This window comes from Bradyrhizobium sp. LeoA1Lang (genome assembly GCF_055413685.1).
In genome coordinates this window covers 1-20,484 of the sequence record NZ_JBVAPG010000090.1, presented here as the reverse complement: position 1 = coordinate 20,484, position 20,484 = coordinate 1, and the positions used below count along the sequence as shown (strand labels likewise).

At 64.2% G+C, this 20,484-nt stretch carries 21 protein-coding genes and 1 tRNA gene; 9 read left to right on the top strand and 13 right to left on the bottom strand.

Annotation, left to right across the window (positions count from 1 at the left end; translation table 11 throughout):
• Nucleotides 1–5: 5 nt before the first annotated feature.
• Nucleotides 6–1,553: an alkaline phosphatase D family protein gene (locus tag ACZYOF_RS26715; protein WP_463701846.1), complete on the top strand. Its 1,548-nt coding sequence runs from the start codon at nucleotides 6–8 to the stop codon at nucleotides 1,551–1,553.
• Between the two features lie 102 nt (nucleotides 1,554–1,655).
• Here the strand turns inward: ACZYOF_RS26715 and ACZYOF_RS26710 are convergent, their stop codons facing one another.
• On the bottom strand, nucleotides 1,656–2,027 hold the full coding sequence (locus tag ACZYOF_RS26710; protein ID WP_463717652.1) for a response regulator: 372 nt from the start codon (nucleotides 2,025–2,027) through the stop codon (nucleotides 1,656–1,658).
• Between the two features lie 216 nt (nucleotides 2,028–2,243).
• On the opposite strand from ACZYOF_RS26710, the gene ACZYOF_RS26705 reads away from it, so the two are divergent.
• The 3 genes from ACZYOF_RS26705 to ACZYOF_RS26695 all read left to right on the top strand — a co-directional run bounded on the left by ACZYOF_RS26705 (nucleotide 2,244) and on the right by ACZYOF_RS26695 (nucleotide 6,474).
• Nucleotides 2,244–3,005, top strand: coding sequence for a Crp/Fnr family transcriptional regulator (locus tag ACZYOF_RS26705; RefSeq protein WP_130583461.1), 762 nt, complete (start codon nucleotides 2,244–2,246; stop codon nucleotides 3,003–3,005).
• A 295-nt stretch (nucleotides 3,006–3,300) separates the two neighbouring features.
• Complete coding sequence (gene typA / locus ACZYOF_RS26700) at nucleotides 3,301–5,127, top strand: translational GTPase TypA (RefSeq protein ID WP_463717651.1); 1,827 nt, start codon at nucleotides 3,301–3,303, stop codon at nucleotides 5,125–5,127.
• Nucleotides 5,128–5,229: 102 nt separating this feature from the next.
• A complete protein-coding gene (locus ACZYOF_RS26695) occupies nucleotides 5,230–6,474 on the top strand; it encodes a flavin monoamine oxidase family protein (RefSeq protein WP_463717650.1) in 1,245 nt (414 codons plus the stop codon).
• A gap of 98 nt (nucleotides 6,475–6,572) precedes the next feature.
• On the opposite strand, the gene ACZYOF_RS26690 is transcribed toward ACZYOF_RS26695, so the two are convergent.
• Genes ACZYOF_RS26690 through ACZYOF_RS26675 form a run of 4 tightly spaced genes read right to left on the bottom strand, consistent with a single transcriptional unit; the run spans nucleotide 6,573 to nucleotide 9,651 of the window.
• Complete coding sequence (locus ACZYOF_RS26690; RefSeq protein ID WP_463717649.1) at nucleotides 6,573–6,980, bottom strand: thiol-disulfide oxidoreductase DCC family protein; 408 nt, start codon at nucleotides 6,978–6,980, stop codon at nucleotides 6,573–6,575.
• The gene (locus ACZYOF_RS26685) at nucleotides 6,977–8,296 is read right to left on the bottom strand and encodes an SDR family oxidoreductase (RefSeq protein WP_463717648.1); all 1,320 of its coding nucleotides are present in this window, start codon (nucleotides 8,294–8,296) and stop codon (nucleotides 6,977–6,979) included. Before ACZYOF_RS26685 ends, ACZYOF_RS26690 begins: the two co-directional genes overlap by 4 nt.
• A 7-nt stretch (nucleotides 8,297–8,303) precedes the next feature.
• Nucleotides 8,304–8,771: a DUF2269 family protein gene (locus ACZYOF_RS26680; protein WP_463717647.1), complete on the bottom strand. Its 468-nt coding sequence runs from the start codon at nucleotides 8,769–8,771 to the stop codon at nucleotides 8,304–8,306.
• A 31-nt stretch (nucleotides 8,772–8,802) separates the two neighbouring features.
• On the bottom strand, nucleotides 8,803–9,651 hold the full coding sequence (locus ACZYOF_RS26675) for an alpha/beta hydrolase family protein (RefSeq protein ID WP_463717646.1): 849 nt from the start codon (nucleotides 9,649–9,651) through the stop codon (nucleotides 8,803–8,805).
• 18 nt (nucleotides 9,652–9,669) lie between these two features.
• On the opposite strand from ACZYOF_RS26675, the gene ACZYOF_RS26670 reads away from it, so the two are divergent.
• The 4 genes from ACZYOF_RS26670 (at nucleotide 9,670) to ACZYOF_RS26655 (ending at nucleotide 12,778) form a co-directional block, all read left to right on the top strand.
• Entirely contained in the window at nucleotides 9,670–9,804 is a 135-nt protein-coding gene (locus ACZYOF_RS26670) for a hypothetical protein (protein ID WP_282531244.1), read from the top strand.
• A gap of 119 nt (nucleotides 9,805–9,923) precedes the next feature.
• The gene (locus ACZYOF_RS26665) at nucleotides 9,924–10,433 is read left to right on the top strand and encodes a GNAT family N-acetyltransferase (protein WP_028165189.1); all 510 of its coding nucleotides are present in this window, start codon (nucleotides 9,924–9,926) and stop codon (nucleotides 10,431–10,433) included.
• A gap of 168 nt (nucleotides 10,434–10,601) precedes the next feature.
• Nucleotides 10,602–11,129 carry an inorganic diphosphatase gene (gene ppa / locus ACZYOF_RS26660; RefSeq protein ID WP_130584352.1) on the top strand — a complete coding sequence of 176 codons (528 nt, stop codon included), beginning with the start codon at nucleotides 10,602–10,604 and terminating at the stop codon, nucleotides 11,127–11,129.
• A 167-nt stretch (nucleotides 11,130–11,296) separates the two neighbouring features.
• Entirely contained in the window at nucleotides 11,297–12,778 is a 1,482-nt protein-coding gene (locus ACZYOF_RS26655) for a M20 family peptidase (protein WP_463717645.1), read from the top strand.
• Between the two features lie 124 nt (nucleotides 12,779–12,902).
• Here ACZYOF_RS26655 and ACZYOF_RS26650 read toward each other — a convergent pair whose 3' ends face one another.
• The 3 genes from ACZYOF_RS26650 to ACZYOF_RS26640 are packed head-to-tail and all read right to left on the bottom strand — an operon-like array spanning nucleotide 12,903 to nucleotide 14,433.
• Nucleotides 12,903–13,787: a bifunctional methylenetetrahydrofolate dehydrogenase/methenyltetrahydrofolate cyclohydrolase gene (locus ACZYOF_RS26650; RefSeq protein ID WP_463717644.1), complete on the bottom strand. Its 885-nt coding sequence runs from the start codon at nucleotides 13,785–13,787 to the stop codon at nucleotides 12,903–12,905.
• A 1-nt stretch (nucleotide 13,788) separates the two neighbouring features.
• Nucleotides 13,789–14,118, bottom strand: a complete 330-nt coding sequence (locus ACZYOF_RS26645; protein WP_130582648.1) for a DUF167 domain-containing protein — start codon at nucleotides 14,116–14,118, stop codon at nucleotides 13,789–13,791.
• 24 nt (nucleotides 14,119–14,142) lie between these two features.
• Nucleotides 14,143–14,433, bottom strand: coding sequence for a YggT family protein (locus tag ACZYOF_RS26640; RefSeq protein ID WP_028165194.1), 291 nt, complete (start codon nucleotides 14,431–14,433; stop codon nucleotides 14,143–14,145).
• A 180-nt stretch (nucleotides 14,434–14,613) separates the two neighbouring features.
• Here ACZYOF_RS26640 and ACZYOF_RS26635 point away from each other — a divergent pair.
• Nucleotides 14,614–14,689: transfer RNA gene (locus ACZYOF_RS26635), tRNA-Ala, on the top strand.
• Between the two features lie 142 nt (nucleotides 14,690–14,831).
• Here ACZYOF_RS26635 and ACZYOF_RS26630 read toward each other — a convergent pair.
• The 5 genes from ACZYOF_RS26630 to ACZYOF_RS26610 form a co-directional block, all read right to left on the bottom strand.
• A complete protein-coding gene (locus ACZYOF_RS26630) occupies nucleotides 14,832–15,635 on the bottom strand; it encodes a glutamine amidotransferase (RefSeq protein WP_463717643.1) in 804 nt (267 codons plus the stop codon).
• A gap of 128 nt (nucleotides 15,636–15,763) precedes the next feature.
• Entirely contained in the window at nucleotides 15,764–16,540 is a 777-nt protein-coding gene (locus tag ACZYOF_RS26625) for an SDR family NAD(P)-dependent oxidoreductase (RefSeq protein ID WP_463717642.1), read from the bottom strand.
• Between the two features lie 228 nt (nucleotides 16,541–16,768).
• Complete coding sequence (locus ACZYOF_RS26620; protein WP_282531250.1) at nucleotides 16,769–17,272, bottom strand: tellurite resistance TerB family protein; 504 nt, start codon at nucleotides 17,270–17,272, stop codon at nucleotides 16,769–16,771.
• Between the two features lie 219 nt (nucleotides 17,273–17,491).
• On the bottom strand, nucleotides 17,492–18,901 hold the full coding sequence (locus tag ACZYOF_RS26615) for an adenylate/guanylate cyclase domain-containing protein (protein WP_130582652.1): 1,410 nt from the start codon (nucleotides 18,899–18,901) through the stop codon (nucleotides 17,492–17,494).
• 46 nt (nucleotides 18,902–18,947) lie between these two features.
• The gene (locus ACZYOF_RS26610) at nucleotides 18,948–20,333 is read right to left on the bottom strand and encodes a cytochrome P450 (RefSeq protein ID WP_463717641.1); all 1,386 of its coding nucleotides are present in this window, start codon (nucleotides 20,331–20,333) and stop codon (nucleotides 18,948–18,950) included.
• Nucleotides 20,334–20,484 lie beyond the last annotated feature (151 nt).

Sequence of the window (20,484 nt, the reverse complement as noted above, 5' to 3'; positions counted from 1 at the left end):
TTGCCATGACGATCAGGATTTCCCGCCGAAAATTCCTCTCTTCAGCCGCGGCTGGCGCCGGCGTCATCGCGATGCCCCACCTGTCCCGCGCCGCTGACCGGCCGGCCGTCACCCATGGCGTGCAGTCCGGCGATGTCGGGGTTGACGGCGGCGTGGTCTGGGCGCGCGCCGACCGGCCGTCGCAGATGATGGTCGAGGTTGCAACCACCGAATCCTTCAAGGACGCGCGCGCGCTGCCGCCGATCGCGGCGCTGCCCGAAAGCGATTTCACCGCCAAGATGCTGCTGGAAAACCTGCCCTCGGGCCAGGACATCTTCTACCGCGTCCGCTTCCGCGACCTTGCCCATGTCAACGTCACCGGCGAGCCCGTGGTCGGCCGCTTCCGCACCGCGCCCGCCGACCGGCGCGATGTCACTTTTGTTTGGGGCGGCGACGTCGCCGGCCAGGGCTGGGGCATCAATCCCGACGACGGCGGCATGTTCACCTTCGCCACCATGGGCAAATACAAGCCGGATTTCTTCCTGCATTCCGGCGACACCATCTATGCCGACGGCGTCATTCCGTCCGAGGTGAAGCTCGCCGACGGCAAGCTGTGGAAGAACCTCACCATCCCGGAGAAGGCCAAGGTCGCCGAGACGCTCGACGAATACCGCGCGGCGCACAAGTACAACCTGCTCGACGAGCATGTGCGCGCCTTCAATGCGGAAGTGCCGATCTTCGTGCAGTGGGACGACCACGAGGTCACCAACAACTGGTCACTGTCGAAACAGCTTCCTGCCGCCTACAAGGAGCGCGACATCAACGTGCTGGCGGCGCGCGCGGCGCGCGCCTTCCACGAGATGTATCCGATGCGCGAAAGCATCGTCGAGCCGGGGCGCGTCTATCGTACGCTGAGCTACGGACCGCATCTGGACGTGTTCATGCTGGATGAGCGCAGCTATCGCGGACCCAACGGTCCGAACCAGCAGACCAGCTATGGCCCCGATGCCTATTTCCTCGGCCCGGACCAGCTCGCCTGGCTGAAGCGCGGACTGCTCAACTCGCGCGCCACCTGGAAGGTGATCGCCTCCGACATGCCGCTCAGCCTCATCGTCTATGACGATGCGGCCAACAGCAAGGGCTCCGAAGCGTTCGCGCAAGGAGACGGCCCGCCGCGCGGCCGCGAACTCGAGATCGCCGAGATCCTGCGTTTCATCAAGACCGCCGGGATCGTCAACACCGTCTGGCTCACGGCGGATGTGCACTACGCCGCCGCGCACTACTACAATCCGAACAAGGCGCAGTTCCAGGACTTCGATCCGTTCTGGGAATTCGTCTCCGGCCCGCTGCATGCCGGCACGTTCGGCCCCAACGAGCTCGACAACACGTTTGGACCCGAGGTGAAGTTCATCAAGGCGCCCGGCGCCGACAAGCAGAACCTGCCGCCATCGGCGGGCATGCAGTTCTTCGGCCACGTCAAGATCGACGGCGCAACCGGACAGATGACAGTAACCTTGCGCGACCGCGCCGACGTCGCGCTGTGGTCAACCACGCTCGACCCGAAGCCGGTGTAGGAAGGCTGCCTGTAGCCCGGATGGAGCGCAGCGAAATCCGGGACGGTCCATCGGCGAACTCGAGACCCCGGCTTGCGCTGCGCTCCATCCGGGCTACAGACCTTAGACCCGCCTTCGCAGTGCTGCTTCCAGCGCTTCGCTTGAGCACGGCTTGACCAGGCGCGGCTTGTCGGCCAGCGCGGCGGGAAGGCGGACATCGGCGCCATAGCCGGTGACGAAGACATAGGGGATCTGTAGCGCGTCGAGCTCTTCGGCGAGCGCAAAGGTGTTCTCGCGGGCCAGGACGACATCCAGCAGCGCGAAGTCGGGCCGGCGATAGGCGATGATCTGAAGCGCTCGCGCGACGCTGGTCGCCGTCCGCACCGTCTTCACCCCAAAGCCGAGGATCGTGTCCTCGAAATCGATGGCGATGATCGGATCATCCTCGACGATCAACACGTCGGAGGGCATGCCGTTGAAGAGGGCGGGTTCCATGAGCGTGCCAAGTCCTGTGTTGAAGGTCCTGTCTTGAAGGATTGATCTGATCGCCGGTGATGGGCCGGCCATCGGCACGCTGCCGGCGCGTCGCCCAAGCACACCGGCGGTTCCCTTATCGAAACGCACCACACCGGGATCCCGTCGTCTGTTCACTTGTGCACACAACAGGAGGAACAGGTTGACTATCGTCGCGGTTGGTGAGGGGGAGACCCGATGCTTCAACAACGCAGCCAACCGGACAGAGCAGACCGGCCCTTTAACAACCTGTTGCGCCGTCTGAGCGACGCCGATTATGGGCTGATCGCACCGCACCTCGCGCGCGCCGAGGCCAACGCCAACGACCTGCTTTACAACCCCGGCGACGACGTCGAGACCGTGTATTTTCCCTGCGGGCCCGGCCTCGTCTCCTACCTCGTGACCAACGAGGACGGCCGCGACGTCGAGACCATTCTGGTCGGCCGCGAAGGTGCTGTCGGTGGCGTCGTCAGCCAGGGATTTCTTCCCGCCTATACCCGCATCATCGTCAAATTCGGCGGGCCGTTCGTGCGGATGACGGTCGGCAGGCTGGAAGCGGCCAAGCTGAAATCGCCCTCGATCCGCAACGTGTTCGCGCGCTATGCCGATTGCATGCTGGCGCAGATCTTCCAGTCGACGGCCTGTAACGCAATCCACTCGATCGAGCAGCGCACCGCCAAATGGATCATCTCGGCGATGGAGCGCACCAATGGCAACGGCGCCGTGCCGCTCACGCATGAGCAGCTCGCCACCCTGCTGGGGGTGGGCCGCAGCTATGCCAGCCGCGTGATTCAGTCCTTCAAGGCCGAGGGCGTGCTGGAGACGCGCCGCGGCGCGATCCTGGTCCGCAACCTCGATGTCCTGCGGCTCCGCTCCTGCCTGTGCAACGAGGCCGTCAAGGACCACTTTGAGGAGGTGCTCCGCGGCGTCTATCCGAGCAAGGAAGAGGAAACCGGATAGCGGGATCCCGGTAAGATATCGGCGGTTGCCGGAACAACCGGCAGGGTTCGAAAAACGGCCGGTAACCGGCAAACAACGCATTGTTTTTTGACGGTTTCTGACTATATTGCGCCGCAAACGCGCAAGCTTTGCCCGGTCCCTTTTGGCCGGGCTTGCTTTTTGAGGCGAACCGCGCCCCGCGAGATTTCAACGGCTTGAGTGTGATCCGGACCCGGAGGGGCCGTAGTTGCTAAAGATCGATCCCGGCTTTCCGGCGAGATCGCTCAAGACCTGTGCATGACCGAAAAGCAGAGCCATGAATCTTCGTAACGTCGCCATCATCGCCCACGTCGACCACGGCAAGACCACGCTGGTGGACCGCCTGCTGCAGCAATCCGGTACGTTCCGCGAGAACCAGAAGGTCGCCGAACGCGCCATGGATTCCAACGACCTCGAGCGCGAGCGCGGCATCACCATCCTGGCCAAGGCCGCCTCGGTGCAGTGGAAGGACATCCGCATCAACATCGTCGATACCCCCGGCCACGCCGATTTCGGCGGCGAGGTCGAGCGCATCCTCAACATGGTGGACGGTGCGCTCGTGCTGGTGGACGCCGCCGAAGGCCCGCTGCCGCAGACCAAGTTCGTGGTCTCCAAGGCGCTCAAGGTCGGCTTGAAGCCGATCGTCGTCATCAACAAGGTCGACCGCCCCGACGCGCGCCCCACCGAAGTGATCAACGAGGTGTTCGATCTGTTCGCGGCGCTCGACGCCAGCGAGGAGCAGCTCGATTTCCCGATCCTGTACGGCTCGGCCAAGCAGGGCTGGATGGCGGAGAGCCCCGAAGGCCCGAAGGAAGCGGGCATGCAGCCGCTGTTCGACCTGATCGTGCGGCACGTCGCGCCGCCGAAGGTCGAGGAAGGCCCGTTCCGCATGATCGGCACCATCCTCGAGGCCAATCCCTATCTGGGGCGTATCATCACCGGCCGCATCTCCTCCGGCATCCTCAAGCCGAACCAGGCCGTGAAGGTGTTGAATGCGGAAGGCAAGCTGGTCGAGCAGGGACGCGTGTCAAAGATCCTGGCGTTCCGCGGAATTGAGCGCACACCGCTCGATGAAGCCGAAGCCGGCGACATCGTCGCCATTGCCGGCCTCACCAAGGGCACCGTCGCCGATACGTTCTGCGATCCCACCGTCGAGACGCCGCTGCAGGCGCAGCCGATCGATCCGCCGACGGTGTCGATGTCCTTCATCGTCAACAACTCCCCGCTCGCAGGCACCGAGGGCGACAAGGTGACGAGCCGCATGATCCGCGATCGCCTGATGCGCGAGGCCGAGGGCAATGTGGCGCTGCGCGTCACCGAAGCCGCCGACAAGGATTCCATGGAAGTCTCCGGCCGCGGCGAATTGCAGCTCGCGATCCTGATCGAGACCATGCGCCGCGAAGGGTTTGAGCTCTCGGTGTCGCGTCCGCGCGTCGTGTTCAACAAGGACGAGGCCACCGGCCAGAGCCTGGAGCCGATCGAGGAAGTCGTGATCGACGTCGACGAGGAGCATTCCGGCGTCGTCGTGCAGAAGATGAGCGAGCGCAAGGCCGAGATGATCGAGATGCGCCCCTCCGGCGGCAACAGGTTGCGGCTCGTGTTCTACGCGCCGACCCGCGGCCTGATCGGCTATCAGGGCGAGCTGCTGACGGATACCCGCGGCACCGCGATCATGAACCGCCTGTTCCACGGCTACGCGCCCTACAAGGGTGAGATCCAGGGCCGTCGCAATGGCGTCCTGATCTCCAACGACCAGGGCGAGGCCGTCGCCTATGCCATGTTCAAGTTGGAGGATCGCGGCCCGATGATGATCGAGCCGGGCTGGAAGGTCTACAAGGGCATGATCGTCGGCGAGCACACCCGCGACAACGATCTCGAGATCAATGTGCTGAAGGGCAAGCAGCTCACCAACATCCGTACCACCTCCAAGGACGAAGCGGTGCGCCTGACCCCGCCGATCCGGATGACCCTGGAAAAGGCGCTGGCCTATATCGAGGACGACGAGCTCGTCGAAGTGACGCCGAAGTCGATCCGGCTGCGCAAGAAACACCTCGATCCGAACGACCGCAAGCGCGCCGAAAAGGCCAAGGAAGCGGTAGCGTAAACGTGCGAATAGCGAATGGGGAGTAGCGACTAGGGACGTTTGGCCTCTGGCGGCGTTTCCTATACGCTATTCGCCATTCGCCACTCACTATTCGCTGACTAAATGCTCCTCCCCTCCTCAGTCGACGTCGCCATCATCGGCGCTGGCGCAGCCGGCCTTGGCGCTGCCAATGCGCTGAAGGATTCCGGTCTTTCCACGATCGTGCTGGAAGCGCGCGACCGCGTCGGCGGGAGGGCGCATACGGTTCAGGCCGCGCCCGATGTGGTGTTCGACGTCGGCTGCGGCTGGCTGCATTCAGCGGACAAGAACAGTTTCGTCGCCATCGCCGAACAACTGAATTTCGCGATCAACAAGACCTTGCCGCCCTGGCGCGAGCGCGCCCATGGCAAGGCGTTCCCGCAAGCCGATCGCGACGACTTCATCCGTTCGCTCGACGAATTCTATGAGCGCGCCTGGGAAGCTGCGCAAACGGGCGAAGACGCGCCCGCCAGCCGCTATCTCGAGCCGGGCAACCGCTGGAATCCGATGATCGACGCGATCTCCACCTATGTGAACGGCTGCGAGCTCGACCGGGTCTCGATCCTCGACATGGAGGCTTACGAGGACACCAACATCAATTGGCGCGTGCGGCGCGGCTATGGCGCGCTGATCGCCGCCTATGGTGCCTCATGTCCCGTCGCGCTCAACTGCAATGTCACGCTGATCGACCATTCCGGAAAACGCTTGCGCCTCGAAACGTCGCTGGGCACGCTTGCGGCCGACCACGTGATCGTGACCGTGCCGACCAATTTGATCGCGGATGAAGCGATCCGCTTCTCGCCGGCGCTGCCGGCAAAGGTCGACGCCGCGCGCGGACTGCCGCTTGGCGTCGACGACAAGGTGGTGCTGGCGCTCGCGGATGCGGACGCCTTTCCGAAGGAAGGCAATTTGCGCGGCGCCAGCATGCGCACGGAGATGGGCACCTATCACATCCGCCCGTTCGGCCAGCCCTGCATCGAAGGCTTTTTCGGCGGCCGGTTTGCAAGAGAGCTGGAAGATGCCGGCGACCGCGCCTTTGCCGCGCACAGCATCGACGAAATCGCGGGCTTCCTCGGCAACGACATCCGGCGCAAGCTGACGCCGCTCACGGAATCCCGCTGGGCGCACGATCCCTTCGCCCGCGGCGCCTATTCGCACGCACTCCCCGGCCATGCAGACAAACGCGCCGTGCTGGCCGCGCCTGTCGATGGACGATTGTTCTTCGCGGGTGAAGCGACCTCGCCGAACTTCTTCTCCACCGCACATGGCGCGCGAGACAGTGGCGAGCGCGCGGCGAAGGAAGTGCTGGCGTCAAAGGCGAAGCGCTAACTGCACACTCCGTCATTGCGAGCGCAGCGAAGCAATCCATTTCACCACCTGCGGAGGCGTGGATTGCTTCGCTGCGCTCGCAATGACGGGAGAGAGCATCATTCCAATACCCGCGCCCGCGTCTCCGCATCCGGCACAAAGCAGGTGTCGTATTTGCCGAAGATGCGGTAGCGGTTGCGGGCGATGAGATTGTAGACGGCGTCGCGCAGCGGCTTTGGCACCGCGAACAGCGCTGTCGTCCAGCGCCAGCCCGGCAGGTGGCTCAGCACCGTCAGCGCGGCGTCGGATTTGAAATAGGCGACGCCGCCGTGCACGACGGCGTTGGTGTCGGGGTCGGCGGGATCGATACCGAATGCCCGTGCCAGCCGCGTGCCATAATCCGATTGGATCGGCGTGAAGCGGAAGCGGCGGTCCGAGTCGCGCGCGATGACGAAGCGGACCCAGCGCGAGCAGAAGATGCACACGCCGTCATAGAGGATCACGTCATCGTCGGGCCAGTTCATCATCTGTTATCGAGTATCACCAAAGCCACCAGCATCAGCACGATCGCGGGTCCCGTCTTCACGAGTGCGCCGAGCGGCTCGATCCAGAGATCGGGCGTCAGGATCGCGGTGCCGATCATATAGCCGAGCGAGGCCATGATGCCCGCGATCAGACCGAAGGCGGCGGTGCGGCGGAAAGCGATCAGGACGCCGATGCTCATATCCATCAGGCTGGTCAGCACCGTGAACGGCCCAACCAGCGCCGGCGGAAAGTTGCGCGCGCTCAGGATGCCGGCCGCGGCATCGTAGGAGACGAACAGCGCGATGAAGCCCGAGGCGACCCAGAACAGCACCAGGCTCGCGATCACCAGCGCCTTGATCAGGAACAGCCGCGCGAACCATTTGTCCTGGATGGTCGCCGAGCGCTGGCCGACCACCTCCGCCAACGTCCTTGGCACGATACCCGTCGCCGCCATCCAAGCGCTGGGATCACCGGTGACGCCGCGACGGAGTTCAGCGATGGCCGTGGAGCGGAGGGGCGGCATCCAGCCGAGCCGGTTGACGAGATCGCCGAGCTTCGCACTGAGATCGATCATGAACGCGGGCGGCGTCAGGCGCGGCGTGTCGGCGGTGCCGAATGAAAAGCGGAACTGCTTGATCACGCCGCCGAGCGTGACCGGCTGCGGCTGCATCAGGTCCCAGGTGACGGCGTTCGCTGCGGGATCGGCGATATCGCGCTCGGCAAGCCAGGCGATGGTCGCGGCGATATCCTCCACCGCGATCGGCTGAAACGGTGTCGCCGCATCCTTCTGTGGCAGATCGACCGGCAGCACCGCCAGCGCGCGCAGCATCGCGCTGCCGCCATAGGCCGCCGGCGCCACCACGAAGCCCGGCCGCAGGATCGCGTGAGGAATACCCGACTCGGCGATCAATCGCTCGGCCTCGCGCTTGGTCACGCTGAACGCGGTGTGGTCGTCCTTGGCCACGCCGGGAATCGAAATGTGCACCAGCCGCATCGCGCGGCCGCTGTCGCGTATCCCAGCCAACAGCCGCGCGACGAAATCTCTGTGCACCGCGCCGGTATCGCTGCCCGGACCGTCCTGCAGCACGCCGAGGCAATTGACGACGACATCGACCTCGCGCTCCCGCAACAATCGCGCCAGCGCCGCCGCATCCAGCGTCATGACCGGCAATTCCAGGTCGAGGGAGTTGCCCCTCTGCGAGGGTGCAAAACGGCGCGCGATCCCGATCGTCTGGAAACCTCGGATGCGCAAATCATCGGTGACGAAGCGGCCGATCAGCCCGGATGCACCGAGCACAAGTATCCTGCGATCACTCATCCTGCCCCTAAAACGGTCTTGCAATCATCAGCCAGAGAATCAGCATCACCGAGCCGAAGCCGGGAATGCCGAACAGAAACCAGCGGCGGAACAGGGCGAAATAGCGCGGCGGCAGCCTCTCGCTTTTCTCCGCCGCCAGCCTCGCGAGATCGCGCATCTCGATCTGCATGAAGATCACGGGCACCCAGAAGGCTCCTGCGACGACATAGAGCCCGAGCGAGGCAAGCAGCCAGCCCTCGGTAAGCGAAGTCGATGACATCTGCATCAACAGCCCGCCGGTCACCGGCTGCAACAATACCGCCGTCAGCGTGAATACCGCATCGGCGATCACCACCGTCGTCGCCGTGCGCGCGATGAAATCGGCATGGCCACTGCGATGCGCCATCAGCATGAAGAAGGCGATGCCCGTGCCGGTGCCGAGGATGACGATGGCGCCGAGCACATGCAGATATTTGACGAGGAAATAGAGCGTCATCGCTTCCTGACCGCAGCGGCAGGCCGCGCTCTCAGCGCGCGGTCGAGTTCTGCCGTGGCGAGCTTAACGCCATTCTCGCTTTCGGGCAGCCAATATGAAAATCCACCCGCCCACCGGCCTCGCGAAAGGCATCGGCAAGCTGGCGCGACAGCGCCGGCGAAAAATAACTGTCATTGGCGGCAACGAGCCATGTCACCGGCACCTTCGCGCCACGGCCGAACTCTGCCGCGGAAGCGAGCAGGGTATGCGGCGCGCAAACCTGGTTCGGAAAATCATTGAAGCGGCCGCCGCGCCCCGGCCCGAAGGCGATGATCGGCAAGATGCTCTTAGAGCCGCCATTGGGGCTCTCAGCGGCAAGCGCCAGCGCCCCCCAGCCACCGGCGGAATGGCCGATGACGATAGCGTGATTTTTCCAGATGAAAGGCTGGTCGCTGAGGTAATCGAGTGCGAGCCTGATCTGCCCGGCGGTAGCCCGAGCCGCGCGTGAATAATCCGCCTCGTCGCAGCCGCCCTGGTCTTCCAGGTATGTTCCGCCTGTGGCGCCATGGCCCATCCGCTCCGGCACCAGCACGGCAAAACCGCGTGCGACCAGAAAGCCGGCCAGCGGGCGGTATTCGGGCTGCGGCATCTGTGCCCGACGCAACACGTTCTGCGTCGTGGCATGCGCGCCCAACGCCAGCGGAAACGGCCCTGCGCCCGGCGGGCGAAACAGCAGGGCGCGCGCCGGCCGCGCGGGATCGGGCGACGGCACCAGCCACTGCTGCCGCCGGTTCGGCTCACCCTCCTCGCCTTGCGCCCCCAAGACGGGTTGCGCCGGAGCTGCCCCGGAGCCGAGCGCCGCGGCAACAAGCAGCGCGAAAATCACTTTAAGTGAATGCATCCTTGGCCTGACGCGACCATGCTGGGCAAACAGGATTCGCCGAAAGACGATCTCGCGAATCAATCCCGGGCGCAGTTTTTCACGACACGCTTGCTGACCATATGTCATCAGCGTGACGCCAGCCTGCCCCCGCATCACGAACTGGCCGATTGAAGCTCGCACTGTCCTCTTTCGGTACAAGTCATTCGAAAACTGATGCAGAAAATCCACAGGTTAACCGATAATTAACGATAGAGCTTGAAGGCGGCGCGCCGACTTGCTTTGATTGGACCATGAGCACAACCCTGATAGAGGTCCGGCCGGCCAAGGTTGCGGATGCAGCCGCGGTGGCGGCTACGCATGACGAAGCCTGGCGTTCAGCCTATCAGGGCATCATCCCGGGCGCCGAACTGGAAAAGCTGATCAACCGGCGCGGCCCGCACTGGTGGGACAGTGCGATCCGCAAGGGCAGCCGCGTCAGCGTGCTGGTGTTCGGGGACAAGATCGCAGGCTACGCCAATTACGGCCGCAACCGCGCCCGCAGCCTGCACTTCGAAGGCGAGATCTACGAACTCTATCTGCGGCCGGAATTCCAGGGCCTTGGCTTCGGCCGCCGCCTGTTCAACGCCGCCCGCCGCGACCTCGCGCAGAGCGGGCTGAAGAGCATGGTGGTCTGGGCACTGTCCGACAACGATCCGGCCACGGAGTTTTATCGCGCGCTTGGCGGCCGCATGGTGGCGCGCTCCTCCGAAAGGTTCGGGCCGAAATCGCTCGACAAGGTCGCTTTTGCCTGGACCAACTGAGGCTGGGGGCGTCTCCGGGACAGCGCCACGGGCGCGCGTCAACCAATGGCCCAAAAATCCATCATTTTTCCTCGAAAGTTAGATGGATGGGCGGGCCCAGCCCGCGTATGACAGCAGCAATCACTGGTCCTGCCCGGCGCACCTGTGCTGGCAATCACGGAGTTCTCTATGCGTATTGATGCGGTATCGATCGGAGTGAATCCGCCGCATGACGTCAACGTCATCATCGAAGTGCCGGTCGGCGGCGAGCCGATCAAGTATGAAATGGACAAGGAAGCCGGCACGCTGGTGGTCGACCGCTTCCTCTATACGCCGATGCGCTATCCCGGCAATTACGGCTTCATCCCACACACGCTGTCCGACGACGGCGACCCCTGCGACGTCCTGATCGTCAACACCCGCGCCATCGTGCCGGGCGCGGTGATGAGCGTGCGGCCGGTCGGCGTGCTGCTGATGGAGGACGAAGCCGGCGGTGACGAGAAGATCCTCGCGGTACCGTCGTCGAAGCTCACCCAGCGCTACGACAAGGTGAAGAACTACAGCGACCTTCCGCAGATCACGCTGGACCAGATCCAGCATTTCTTCGAGCACTACAAGGATCTCGAGAAAGGCAAATGGGTGAAGCTGCTGCGCTGGGGCGATGCCGATGAAGCGCGCAGGCTGATCACCGAAGGGATCGCACGCGCGAAGAAATAGCTAGAGCGTTTTCGAGCGAAGTGGATACCGGTTCGCGTGAAGAAAACGCGTCAAAAACAACAATCTAGAGCTTCGGTTCTGATTCAATCAGGACCGGATATGCTCTAGCCGCGTCCCGTACGCGCAGTGCGGCGCCTCCGGGGCATGGGAGTGTCGAGGGGGAACGATTGCGCCGGCTCATCAAGATCATCGGCAAGGCCCTGCTGCTCCTGGTTGCAGCGGCTCTCGTCCTTGCCGGTGTGCTCGCCTTCAATGTGTTCAGTCGCGGCTCGCGGCAGCTCCAGGTCGCTGCCATCCCGCGCGAAGCCATTGATGCGGAAGCCGCCGCCACCCGGCTGGCCGAGGCGATCCGCTTCAAGACGATCTCGAGCTTCGAGAAGCCCGAGCAGCATGCCCAGGCGCTGCGCGGCATGCAGGCGCATATCGAGAAAAGCTTCCCGACGTTTCATGCCGCGGCCAAGCGCGAGGTCATCGCCGGCCTGAGCCTGCTCTACACCTGGGAAGGCAGCGATCCGCGGGCACAGCCGATCGCCCTGCTCGCGCATCAGGACGTGGTGCCGGTCGCGCCCGGCACCGACAAGGACTGGCAGCAGCCACCCTATGACGGCGTGATTGCCGACGGGTATATCTGGGGCCGCGGCTCCTGGGACGACAAGGGCAACCTCTATTCGATGCTGGAGGCCGCCGAGGCGCTGGCGAAAGCAGGCTTTCAGCCGAAGCGGACGATCTATTTCGCCTTCGGCCATGATGAGGAGGTCGCGGGCACCCGCGGCGCGAAGGTGATCGCCGCGACACTCGCCTCGCGCGGGATCAAGCTCGACTTCGTGCTCGACGAGGGCCTGCTCATCACCGACGGCATCATGAAAGGGCTTGCCAAGCCGGCTGCCCTGATCGGCGTCGCGGAAAAAGGCTATGCCACGCTGGTGCTGTCGGCGCAGGCGACGCCCGGCCACTCCTCGATGCCGCCGCGCGAGACCGCGATCGGCATGATGAGCGCGGCGCTCACAAGGCTCGAGGATCACCGCCTGCCGATGCAGATCCGCGCCACGGTGTCGGAGATGTTCGACACGCTGGCGCCCGAGATGAACGGCGTCAACCGCGTGATCCTGTCGAATCTCTGGCTGTTCAAGCCGCTGCTCCTGCGCGAATTCGCGAAGACCGGGCCGACGGAAGCGATGGTCCGCACCACTACCGCGCTCACCATCTTCAATGCCGGCGACAAGGACAATGTGCTGCCCGGCCGCGCCGAGGCGACCGTCAATTTCCGCCTGCTTCCCGGCGACACCCAGGCGAGCGTGACCGATCATGTCCGCTCCACCATCGGCAACGATCGCATCTCGATCAAGCCGTTCCCCGGCAACACCGATCCGCCGCCGGTGACCGGCACGGCCGGCGCGTCCTACCAGACGCTCAACCGCACCATCCGCGAGATTTATCCTGACGTCATCGTCGCGCCCGGCCTGATGATCGCCGCGACTGATTCGCGGCACTATGCCGGGATCACCGACAACATCTTCCGCTTCTCCCCGGTACGCGCCAACAGCGAGGACCTGAAGCGCTTCCACGGCACCAACGAACGCCTCAGCATCGAGGGCTATGCCGACATGATCCGGTTCTATCAGCGATTCATCGAGAACAGCGCGGGATAAGCATTCCAGCCGTCATTCCGGGGCGATGCGAAGCATCGAGCCCGGAATCCATCGGGCCGCAGGCGCCGGTGGAGCAATGGATTCCGGGCTCGTCCTTCGGACGCCCCGGAATGACGGCGTTTGCCTAAACCCCCGGCGCCGGCAGTTTGGCGATGGCGCAAGCGGCGCGGAGCGTGTTCACCAAAAGGCACGCCACCGTCATCTGCCCGACACCGCCCGGCACCGGCGTGATCGCGCCGGCGACCTTGAGCGCCTCCTGATAGGCGACGTCGCCGACCAGCCGCGGCCTGCCGCCCTGTACCGGAATGCGGTTGATGCCGACATCGATCACGGTCGCGCCCGGCTTGATCCAGTCGCCGCGCACCATCTCGGGCCTGCCGACTGCCGCATAGAGCAGGTCGGCGCCGGCAGCGAGCTTCGGCAGATCGCGCGAGCGCGAATGCGCGATCGTCACTGTCGCATTCTCGTTCAGGAGCAACTGCACCAGCGGACGCCCGACCAGGTTGGAGCGGCCGATCACGAGCGCATTCATGCCTTCGAGCGAGGCGTGCACGCTCTTGGTCAGGATGATGCAGCCGAGCGGCGTGCAGGGCGACAGCGCGGCAAAGCCGCCAGCGAGCCGCCCGGCATTGTTCGGATGCAGGCCGTCGACGTCCTTGGCCGGATCGATGGCATTGATGATGGTTTCGGTGTGAATCGATTTCGGCAGCGGCAGTTGCACCAGGATGCCGTGCACCGCCGGGTCGCGGTTGAGCTTGCCGATCAGCGCCAGCAAATCGGCCTGCGCGACGTCGGCCGGCAGCTTGTGCTCGAACGAAGCCATGCCGGCAGCCTGCGTCTGCGTGTGCTTGCTGCGGACATAGACCTCGCTCGCGGGATCATTGCCGACCAGGACCACCGCCAGCCCCGGCACCAGCCCCTGCTCGCGCTTGACGCGGGCAACCTCTTCCGCGACGCGTGCGCGGAGGTCGGCTGCAATGGCTTTTCCGTCGATGATGTGAGCCGTCATCTCAGTCCTTCGCGTTGAATGCGGTCAGTTGACGCAAGGTCTCGCCGAGCTGTCGCGGATCGCCCTCGATCGCCACCTGTTTGAGCCGCGACGTGGCGCCCGAGAGGATCTTCACCCGTCCCTTGGGCACGGCCAGCGCCTTGGCGAGCAGTTCCGTCACCGCCCGATTGGCCTCGCCGCCGTCGGCGATGGCGCGGACCCGGACCTTCACCACGCTGCGGCCGTCCGACAGCGTCTCGATCCCATCGATATCGTCGCGGCCGCCGCGGGGCGTCACACGCAGTGCGACGCTGATGCCATCGGTGGAATAGCGCCAAGGGAGCTGTGCCAAGGGTCGCTCACCGGCCGAAGGCGCTCAGATCACGTTGGGATAGACGTAGTACATGATCACCCGCTCGATGAACATGATGAGCAGAATGACGATGATCGGCGAGATATCGAGCCCGCCCAGATTCGGCATGATCTTCCGGATCGGCGCCAGCACCGGTTCCGTGATCCGGTACAGGAACTCGGCCACCGCGGATACGAACTGGTTACGCGTGTTCACGACATTGAACGCGACCAGCCACGACAGGATGGCAGCGGCGATCAGGAGCCAGACATAGAGGTCAAGGACAATGATGACGATGTCGAGAATGGCGCGCATGTGGTGGGGGCTCGCAGGTGGGACAGTGAGCTAAATATCGGTTCGCCCCTGCACAAACAAGGGAACTTCCGGACCAAGGTGGCCAAAAACCGGGCGTTTACTGTTCTTGACTTGGGCTTGGGCCGGACGGTAAATGGCGCCGATTGCCGGCCGCATTGCTCAGCACGGACCGGTCTGGACGGGGCCATAGCTCAGCTGGGAGAGCGCATCGTTCGCAATGATGAGGTCGGCGGTTCGATCCCGCCTGGCTCCACCACGCTTCGCCCTTCGGGCTACGCGTGGCGCAGCCGCGCAGAGCCCGAGGGGCGAAGCGTGGTGCCCGGCGAAGCCCAACGGGCGAGACGGGCTTTTTGTCCACGAACTAACCTGCCAACCAGCATCGCTCGCGCGACCACCCCCTACTCCGCAGCCTCCGACATCGCCGCCATCGGCACGCGCGCAAGCCAGTCATTCATGAAATGCTTCAGCCACGCCCGCTCGACCGCGTCATAGACGGCGCGGTCGGCAAAATGCTGATGGCGTGGGCGCGCGCCGGGCGAATCCAGGCGGTCGCCGCCGCGCGTGGTCCAGCAATGCATCATCGCGTAGGTGACGTCAGGATGGAACTGGAAGCCGAAGGCGTGTCCGTACCTGAACGCCTGCACCGGAAAGTCGCCGCCCTCGGCGAGAAGCTCGGCGCCATCAGGCAGTTCGAATCCCTCGCGGTGCCAGTGGTAGACCTGCTGCGGCCAATAGGGGCAAAGCGCGCGGCCTGCTTCGGTCGGGCGGATCGGATAATAGCCGATCTCGGCGCGGCCTTCCGGATGCGGCGCGACGCTCGCGCCGAGCTGCTTGGCGAGCATCTGGGCCCCCAAGCAGATGCCGAGAAACGGCCGTTGCTCGCGCAGCGGAATCTCGATCCAGTCGATCTCCCGCCGCACAAAATCGTCGCCATCATTGGCGCTCATCGGGCCGCCGAAGATGATGGCGCCCGCGTGCTCGTCAAGCGTCTCGGGAAGCGCATCGCCAAACCGCGGGCGGCGGATATCCAGGGGATGGCCGAGCGCGCACAAGGCGTTGCCGACGCGGCCGGGCTTGGAAGTCTCCTGGTGCAGGACGATCAGGACCGGCAGCAGGGAGGCAGGTCCGGTTGGGGTGACGGCCGCGCGCCTTCCACCGGGGAGAGGCAGCACGACATTGGCTTTTTCAGACCGTGACGACATCGACCTCAAGCGGCATGCAGCAAAGCTGGCAGCATACCTAAGCGATTCTTAATTTCGGGTGAGTTCACGCCAACTCATCGAAAATTTGAAAGCAAATCGCGGGCCAGATTGGAGCGTTTTGATTTGCGTCAGCGCCGGCGCAACTGGAAACCGCCGACTGCCGTCAGGATGAAGGAGCGTGGGAAAAATCGGAGCAGGAGCGGCACGAACTTGATGAGGCCGGGAAGCACCGCGCGCTTGTTCGCCATCAAGCCGCCATAGGCCTGTCGCGCGACCTCCGCCGCCGAGACGTTGAGGATCGCGGAGTCAAATCCCGGCGCGAACCCGGCGCGGGCCTGGAATTCCGTCGGCACCGGCCCCGGACAGACCAGGGTGACACGGACGCCGTGCGGCTCGAGCTCCTTGCGCAGCGCCTCCGTGAACGACAGCACATAGGCCTTGGAAGCGTAATAGACCGCCATGCCCGGCCCCGGCAGGAAGCCCGCGATCGAACCGACATTGAGGATGCCGCCGCGATGGCGGATCAGCGAATCGGCAAATCGCAGCGACAGATCGGTCAGCGTGCGGATGTTGACGTTGATGATGTTGAGCTGGTCGGCCCGGTCGCGCTTGTTCGCGTAGCCGAACACGCCGAAGCCAGCATTGTTGACGACATATTCGACCTCGACGCCGGCCTCGGCCAGCGCGGTGGCGATCTTGTCGCCGGCATCTGACTGCTCGAGGTCGCAGGGAATCACGATCGCCGCCGCGCCGCCCTTGGCGGCGATTTCACTGGCGAGCGCCGTGAGGCGATCGATGCGGCGCGCCACCAACGCCACACGATGACCGTTGGATGCGAAAACTCGCGCCAGCTCGGCGCCTATGCCCGCCGATGCACCGGTAATCAGCGTCACACACTCGGTCACGATCGAATGCTCTTAATGAATCACAGGGCCCGTTACGAACGGCCGGACGAGAGCATAGGCTTGTGGTCGGGCGCAAGCCACCCGCGGGCATATCCGCATGCAGCGCCGGCCGCGTTCGCGATCGGAATGCATCATTTTTGGGGCTTATCGCGCAACCGGCCGGTTTGCGCGATGCACATTAAAGTTTCGTCATCTGCACGCTGAAGCGAACAGCCCGCGAACGCCGTGTCAGATTGCCGCGTCGGCAACGCCCCAGGGACCCCGGGGCAGGCTCGCCTGCTTTTCGGCTACGCGGCGCTTCAGATCGATGCGATCGCGCGAGGAAACACCCAGGAGATCCGCCGCGCGCCACACCACGTTGTCCTCGAACTCGCTGACCTGGCCGTCGGCATAAACCAGCTCCCACATCATCTCGACGATGCGCAGGCGGCCCTCTTCGTTGACCTGCCGCATGATGACGCTCGTGAAATGATAGAGATCGACCGCCTCGCCTTCGATCCGCGTTGCGGAAGCGATCAATTTGTCCGCGGTGCCGCGATCGAGTCCAAAGCGGCTTTCGATCAGGCTGTGCAGTTTGCGCTTCTCGTTCGCGCTCGGCTCGCCGTCGATCGAGACGACGTGGACGAGCAGCGCAGTGGCGGCAAGACGATAATCATTGTCATCGAACGCCCGATCCGCTTGTGCATCGGGCGACACAATATCGGCAATGAATTGGCGAAGTCCGTCAAGCATCAACGCCTCTATCGATTGACAGTGGATGGGACCTATATGGCGTGGAAACCTGACCCGCGCAATCGCGCCGGTTCTGCGGCCTGCATTACGTTTAGGCAATCTGGGCGCCGGTAAGGCCAAGTTCGCCGTCATTGCGAGCGGAGCGAAACAATCCATCTCACCACTTGCGGAGACATGGATTGCTTCGCTTCGCTCGCAATGACGGTTGAGGCCAGCGGATCAGGGTATCTCGTACACGACCATCTTGTCGGCGATGCCGCGCAGTGCCGCTTCCTTCTGGATCGGCCGGATCTCCGCGTTCTTCAGAATGGAGAGCACTTCCGGCGAATCGATCACCGGCGCAGTGATGTGGATCTCCTGCTGGGTCGACAGGCTCTGCACACGCGCGGCGATGTTGACGGTCTGGCCGAAATAATCCTGGCGCTCGTTGAGCATCACTGCGAGGCACGGGCCTTCGTGAATTCCGATCTTGACGATCAGGTCCTCCTTGCCGCGCTCGTCGTTGAGCCGCTTCATCGCCGCGCGCATGCGCAGGCCGGCGGCGAGCGCATGTTCAGGCTTGATGAAGGTCGCCATCACGGCATCGCCAATGGTCTTCACCACCGCGCCGTGCTCGGAAGCGATGATATCGAGCAGCGCATGGAAATGCGCACGCACGAGATCGAAAGCGGCGAGGTCGCCGACCCGCTCATAAAGCGCGGTCGAGCCCTTGAGATCCGTGAACAGGAAAGTCAGTGAGGTGATCTTCAATCGCTGGTCGACGTTGAGATTGTCAGCCTTGAAGACGTCACGGAAGGTCTGGTTGCTCAGCATCCGCTTCGCGGTGAGGATCGGCTTGCGCCTGCCCAGCATCTTGTGCAGCGCGTCGCCGGCGATCCAGACCGATGGCAGCACGCGGACGCCGGCCTGATTTTCCAGCGAAAGTCGCAATGGCCCTGGTCGCAGCACCGTCGTGCCTGTCGGTGCCTTCAGCTTGTTGTAGACGATTGAAAGCTGCTGGCGATCGGTGGTCGGCTCGCCCTGAATGTCAATGAAGTGGGCCGAATGCGTCACCGGCTCGAACACGATGACGTACTGGTTGGGCAAGTTCAGCGACAGGATCGCCTTCTCGCCGGCCGGCAGTTCGAGCGCCTCGAGCGTCGCTTCGTTGATCAGGCGCGAAAACGATTCGTCGTTGATGTCGACACCCGAACTCCAGAACATCTGCCGCACATATTCCCAGATCGGCAGCGTGTTGGGATCATGCGCGCCGATGCGGCGGACTCGTGGGCTGACGGTGAAGGCGACCTCGACCATTTCGTCGACCGAAGCCTCGTAGCCGGCGGCGCAGAGCGCGCAATTATAATCGTCGTGACGCAGCGATTTCAGCGTCGAGTGCGCATCGAGCACCCCGCCGCAGCCAGGACACAGCACGTTCCAGCTCATGTCGAACAGGCCGAGCCGTGACGAGTGGAGGAAACCGGAAATGACCTTTTCCTCGTCGAGCCCGGTACGCCCGGCGAAGTCCAATAGGTTGATGCGGTTGAGATCGCGATCATGGCCATCGGCAATCAGCCGCGCGATTTCGTCAACGACGGCCGGATCGGCCGTTTGTTTCAACACTGCGAACTGGGCCTGCGTATCGCTCATGGCGGAACCTTAAATGAGATGACCCGCGCCGGAACGCAAGGTCTGGTTATCTCGGCTTGATCGTAAACATCGGCGAGCGGTCGGGCTGGGTCGTCACGACCCCGACCGGCATCACCGGCTGCCGGTCGACCAGCGAGACACGGAACGCGCCGATCAGTTTCGCCAGCGCCAGCGTCGCCTCGACCATTGCGAAATGCGCGCCGATGCAGACCCGTGCACCGACGCCGAACGGCAGATAGGCAAAGCGATCGGGCGGCGTGCCGGCCATGAAGCGCGACGGCACGAACGCCGCCGGATCGTGCCAGAGCTTCTCATGCCGGTGCAGCAGCCACGGCGCGATCAGCACCACGTCGTGCTTTTTCACGGGCATGCCGGCGATCGTATCCGCCCCCGCCGCGGCGCGCGCGATCAGGAAGGCCGGCGGATAGAGCCGCATGGTCTCCTCGATGACGGCGCGGGTGAACTTCAGCCGCTCGATCTCGAGCCCACCGCCTGCGGCGACCGCCTTCACCTCGGCGGCGAGATCCTCCTGCGTCGCCGGATCGAGCGAAAGCAGATAGAGCGCCCAGAACAGCGCGGTTGCCGTCGTCTCATGGCCGGCAAGGATCATGGTCGCGATCTCGTCGCCGAGCTGCGCGTCGGTGAAGGCCTGCCCGGTCTCGGGGTCGCGTGCCGCAACCATGAGGTCGAACAGATCGCGCGGCGGCGCATCGCTCTTCTTGCCGGCGGCACGGCGCTCCGCCATCAGCATGGCGACAAAGCCGGTCCAGCGCTTGCGAAAGCGGGCGCGCGCAAAATCCTGCGGGCTCGGCCAGCTCAACGGCAGCAGCATGTCGAGGAAGCGCGGCCGCGCCAGCCGCTCGCCATATTCCATGACGAAATCGCGCAAGGTGCCGCCATGGCGATCCATGCCGAACGAAAACATGGTGCGGCCCGCGATCTCGAGCGTCATCCGCTGCATCGTCTCGCGAAGGTCCACCGGACCATGGCTGGCGGCCTTGAGCTTTCCGATGGTCTCGTCGGTCACGGCGACCATGTGCGGCACCAGCGTCGTGATCGCGCGCGGCGTGAAGGCCGGCGCGAGCGTGCGGCGCTGGTGTTTCCAGGCGCGGCCTTCGGCGATCAGGAGACCTTCGCCGAGCATCGGGCGCAACACCCGGAAGGCGGTCGGCGTGCGCGTATAATTCTCGTAATTGTCGACCAGCACATGCCTGATCGCATCCGGCGTGTTGAGGATGAAGCTGCTGTGGCCGAAGAAGCGGCCGCGGACGATCTCCTCCTCATAGGCGCGCTGGCTCCAGCTTTCGATCGGGCTGCGGCTGATCAGCGTCATGCGCCTGAAGGCGGACAAGTCGTCCGGCGCGCGCGGCGGACAGGGCGGCACCAGCCGCTTCCGCGCAACCGGCAGGTCGTAGACTTCGGCTATGCTCATGGTGCTGCTCCAGTCTCGATCCACCTAGTGGTCTATCACAGTGATTTTGACTCTTTGGGGGTGGCTGGATAGGCGCGGCCGAGTTTGGCGCGAGCTTTGTCGGTTGTGAACATCCATTTGATTCGGGCTCGGGTTTTATTTCGCCGCCGTT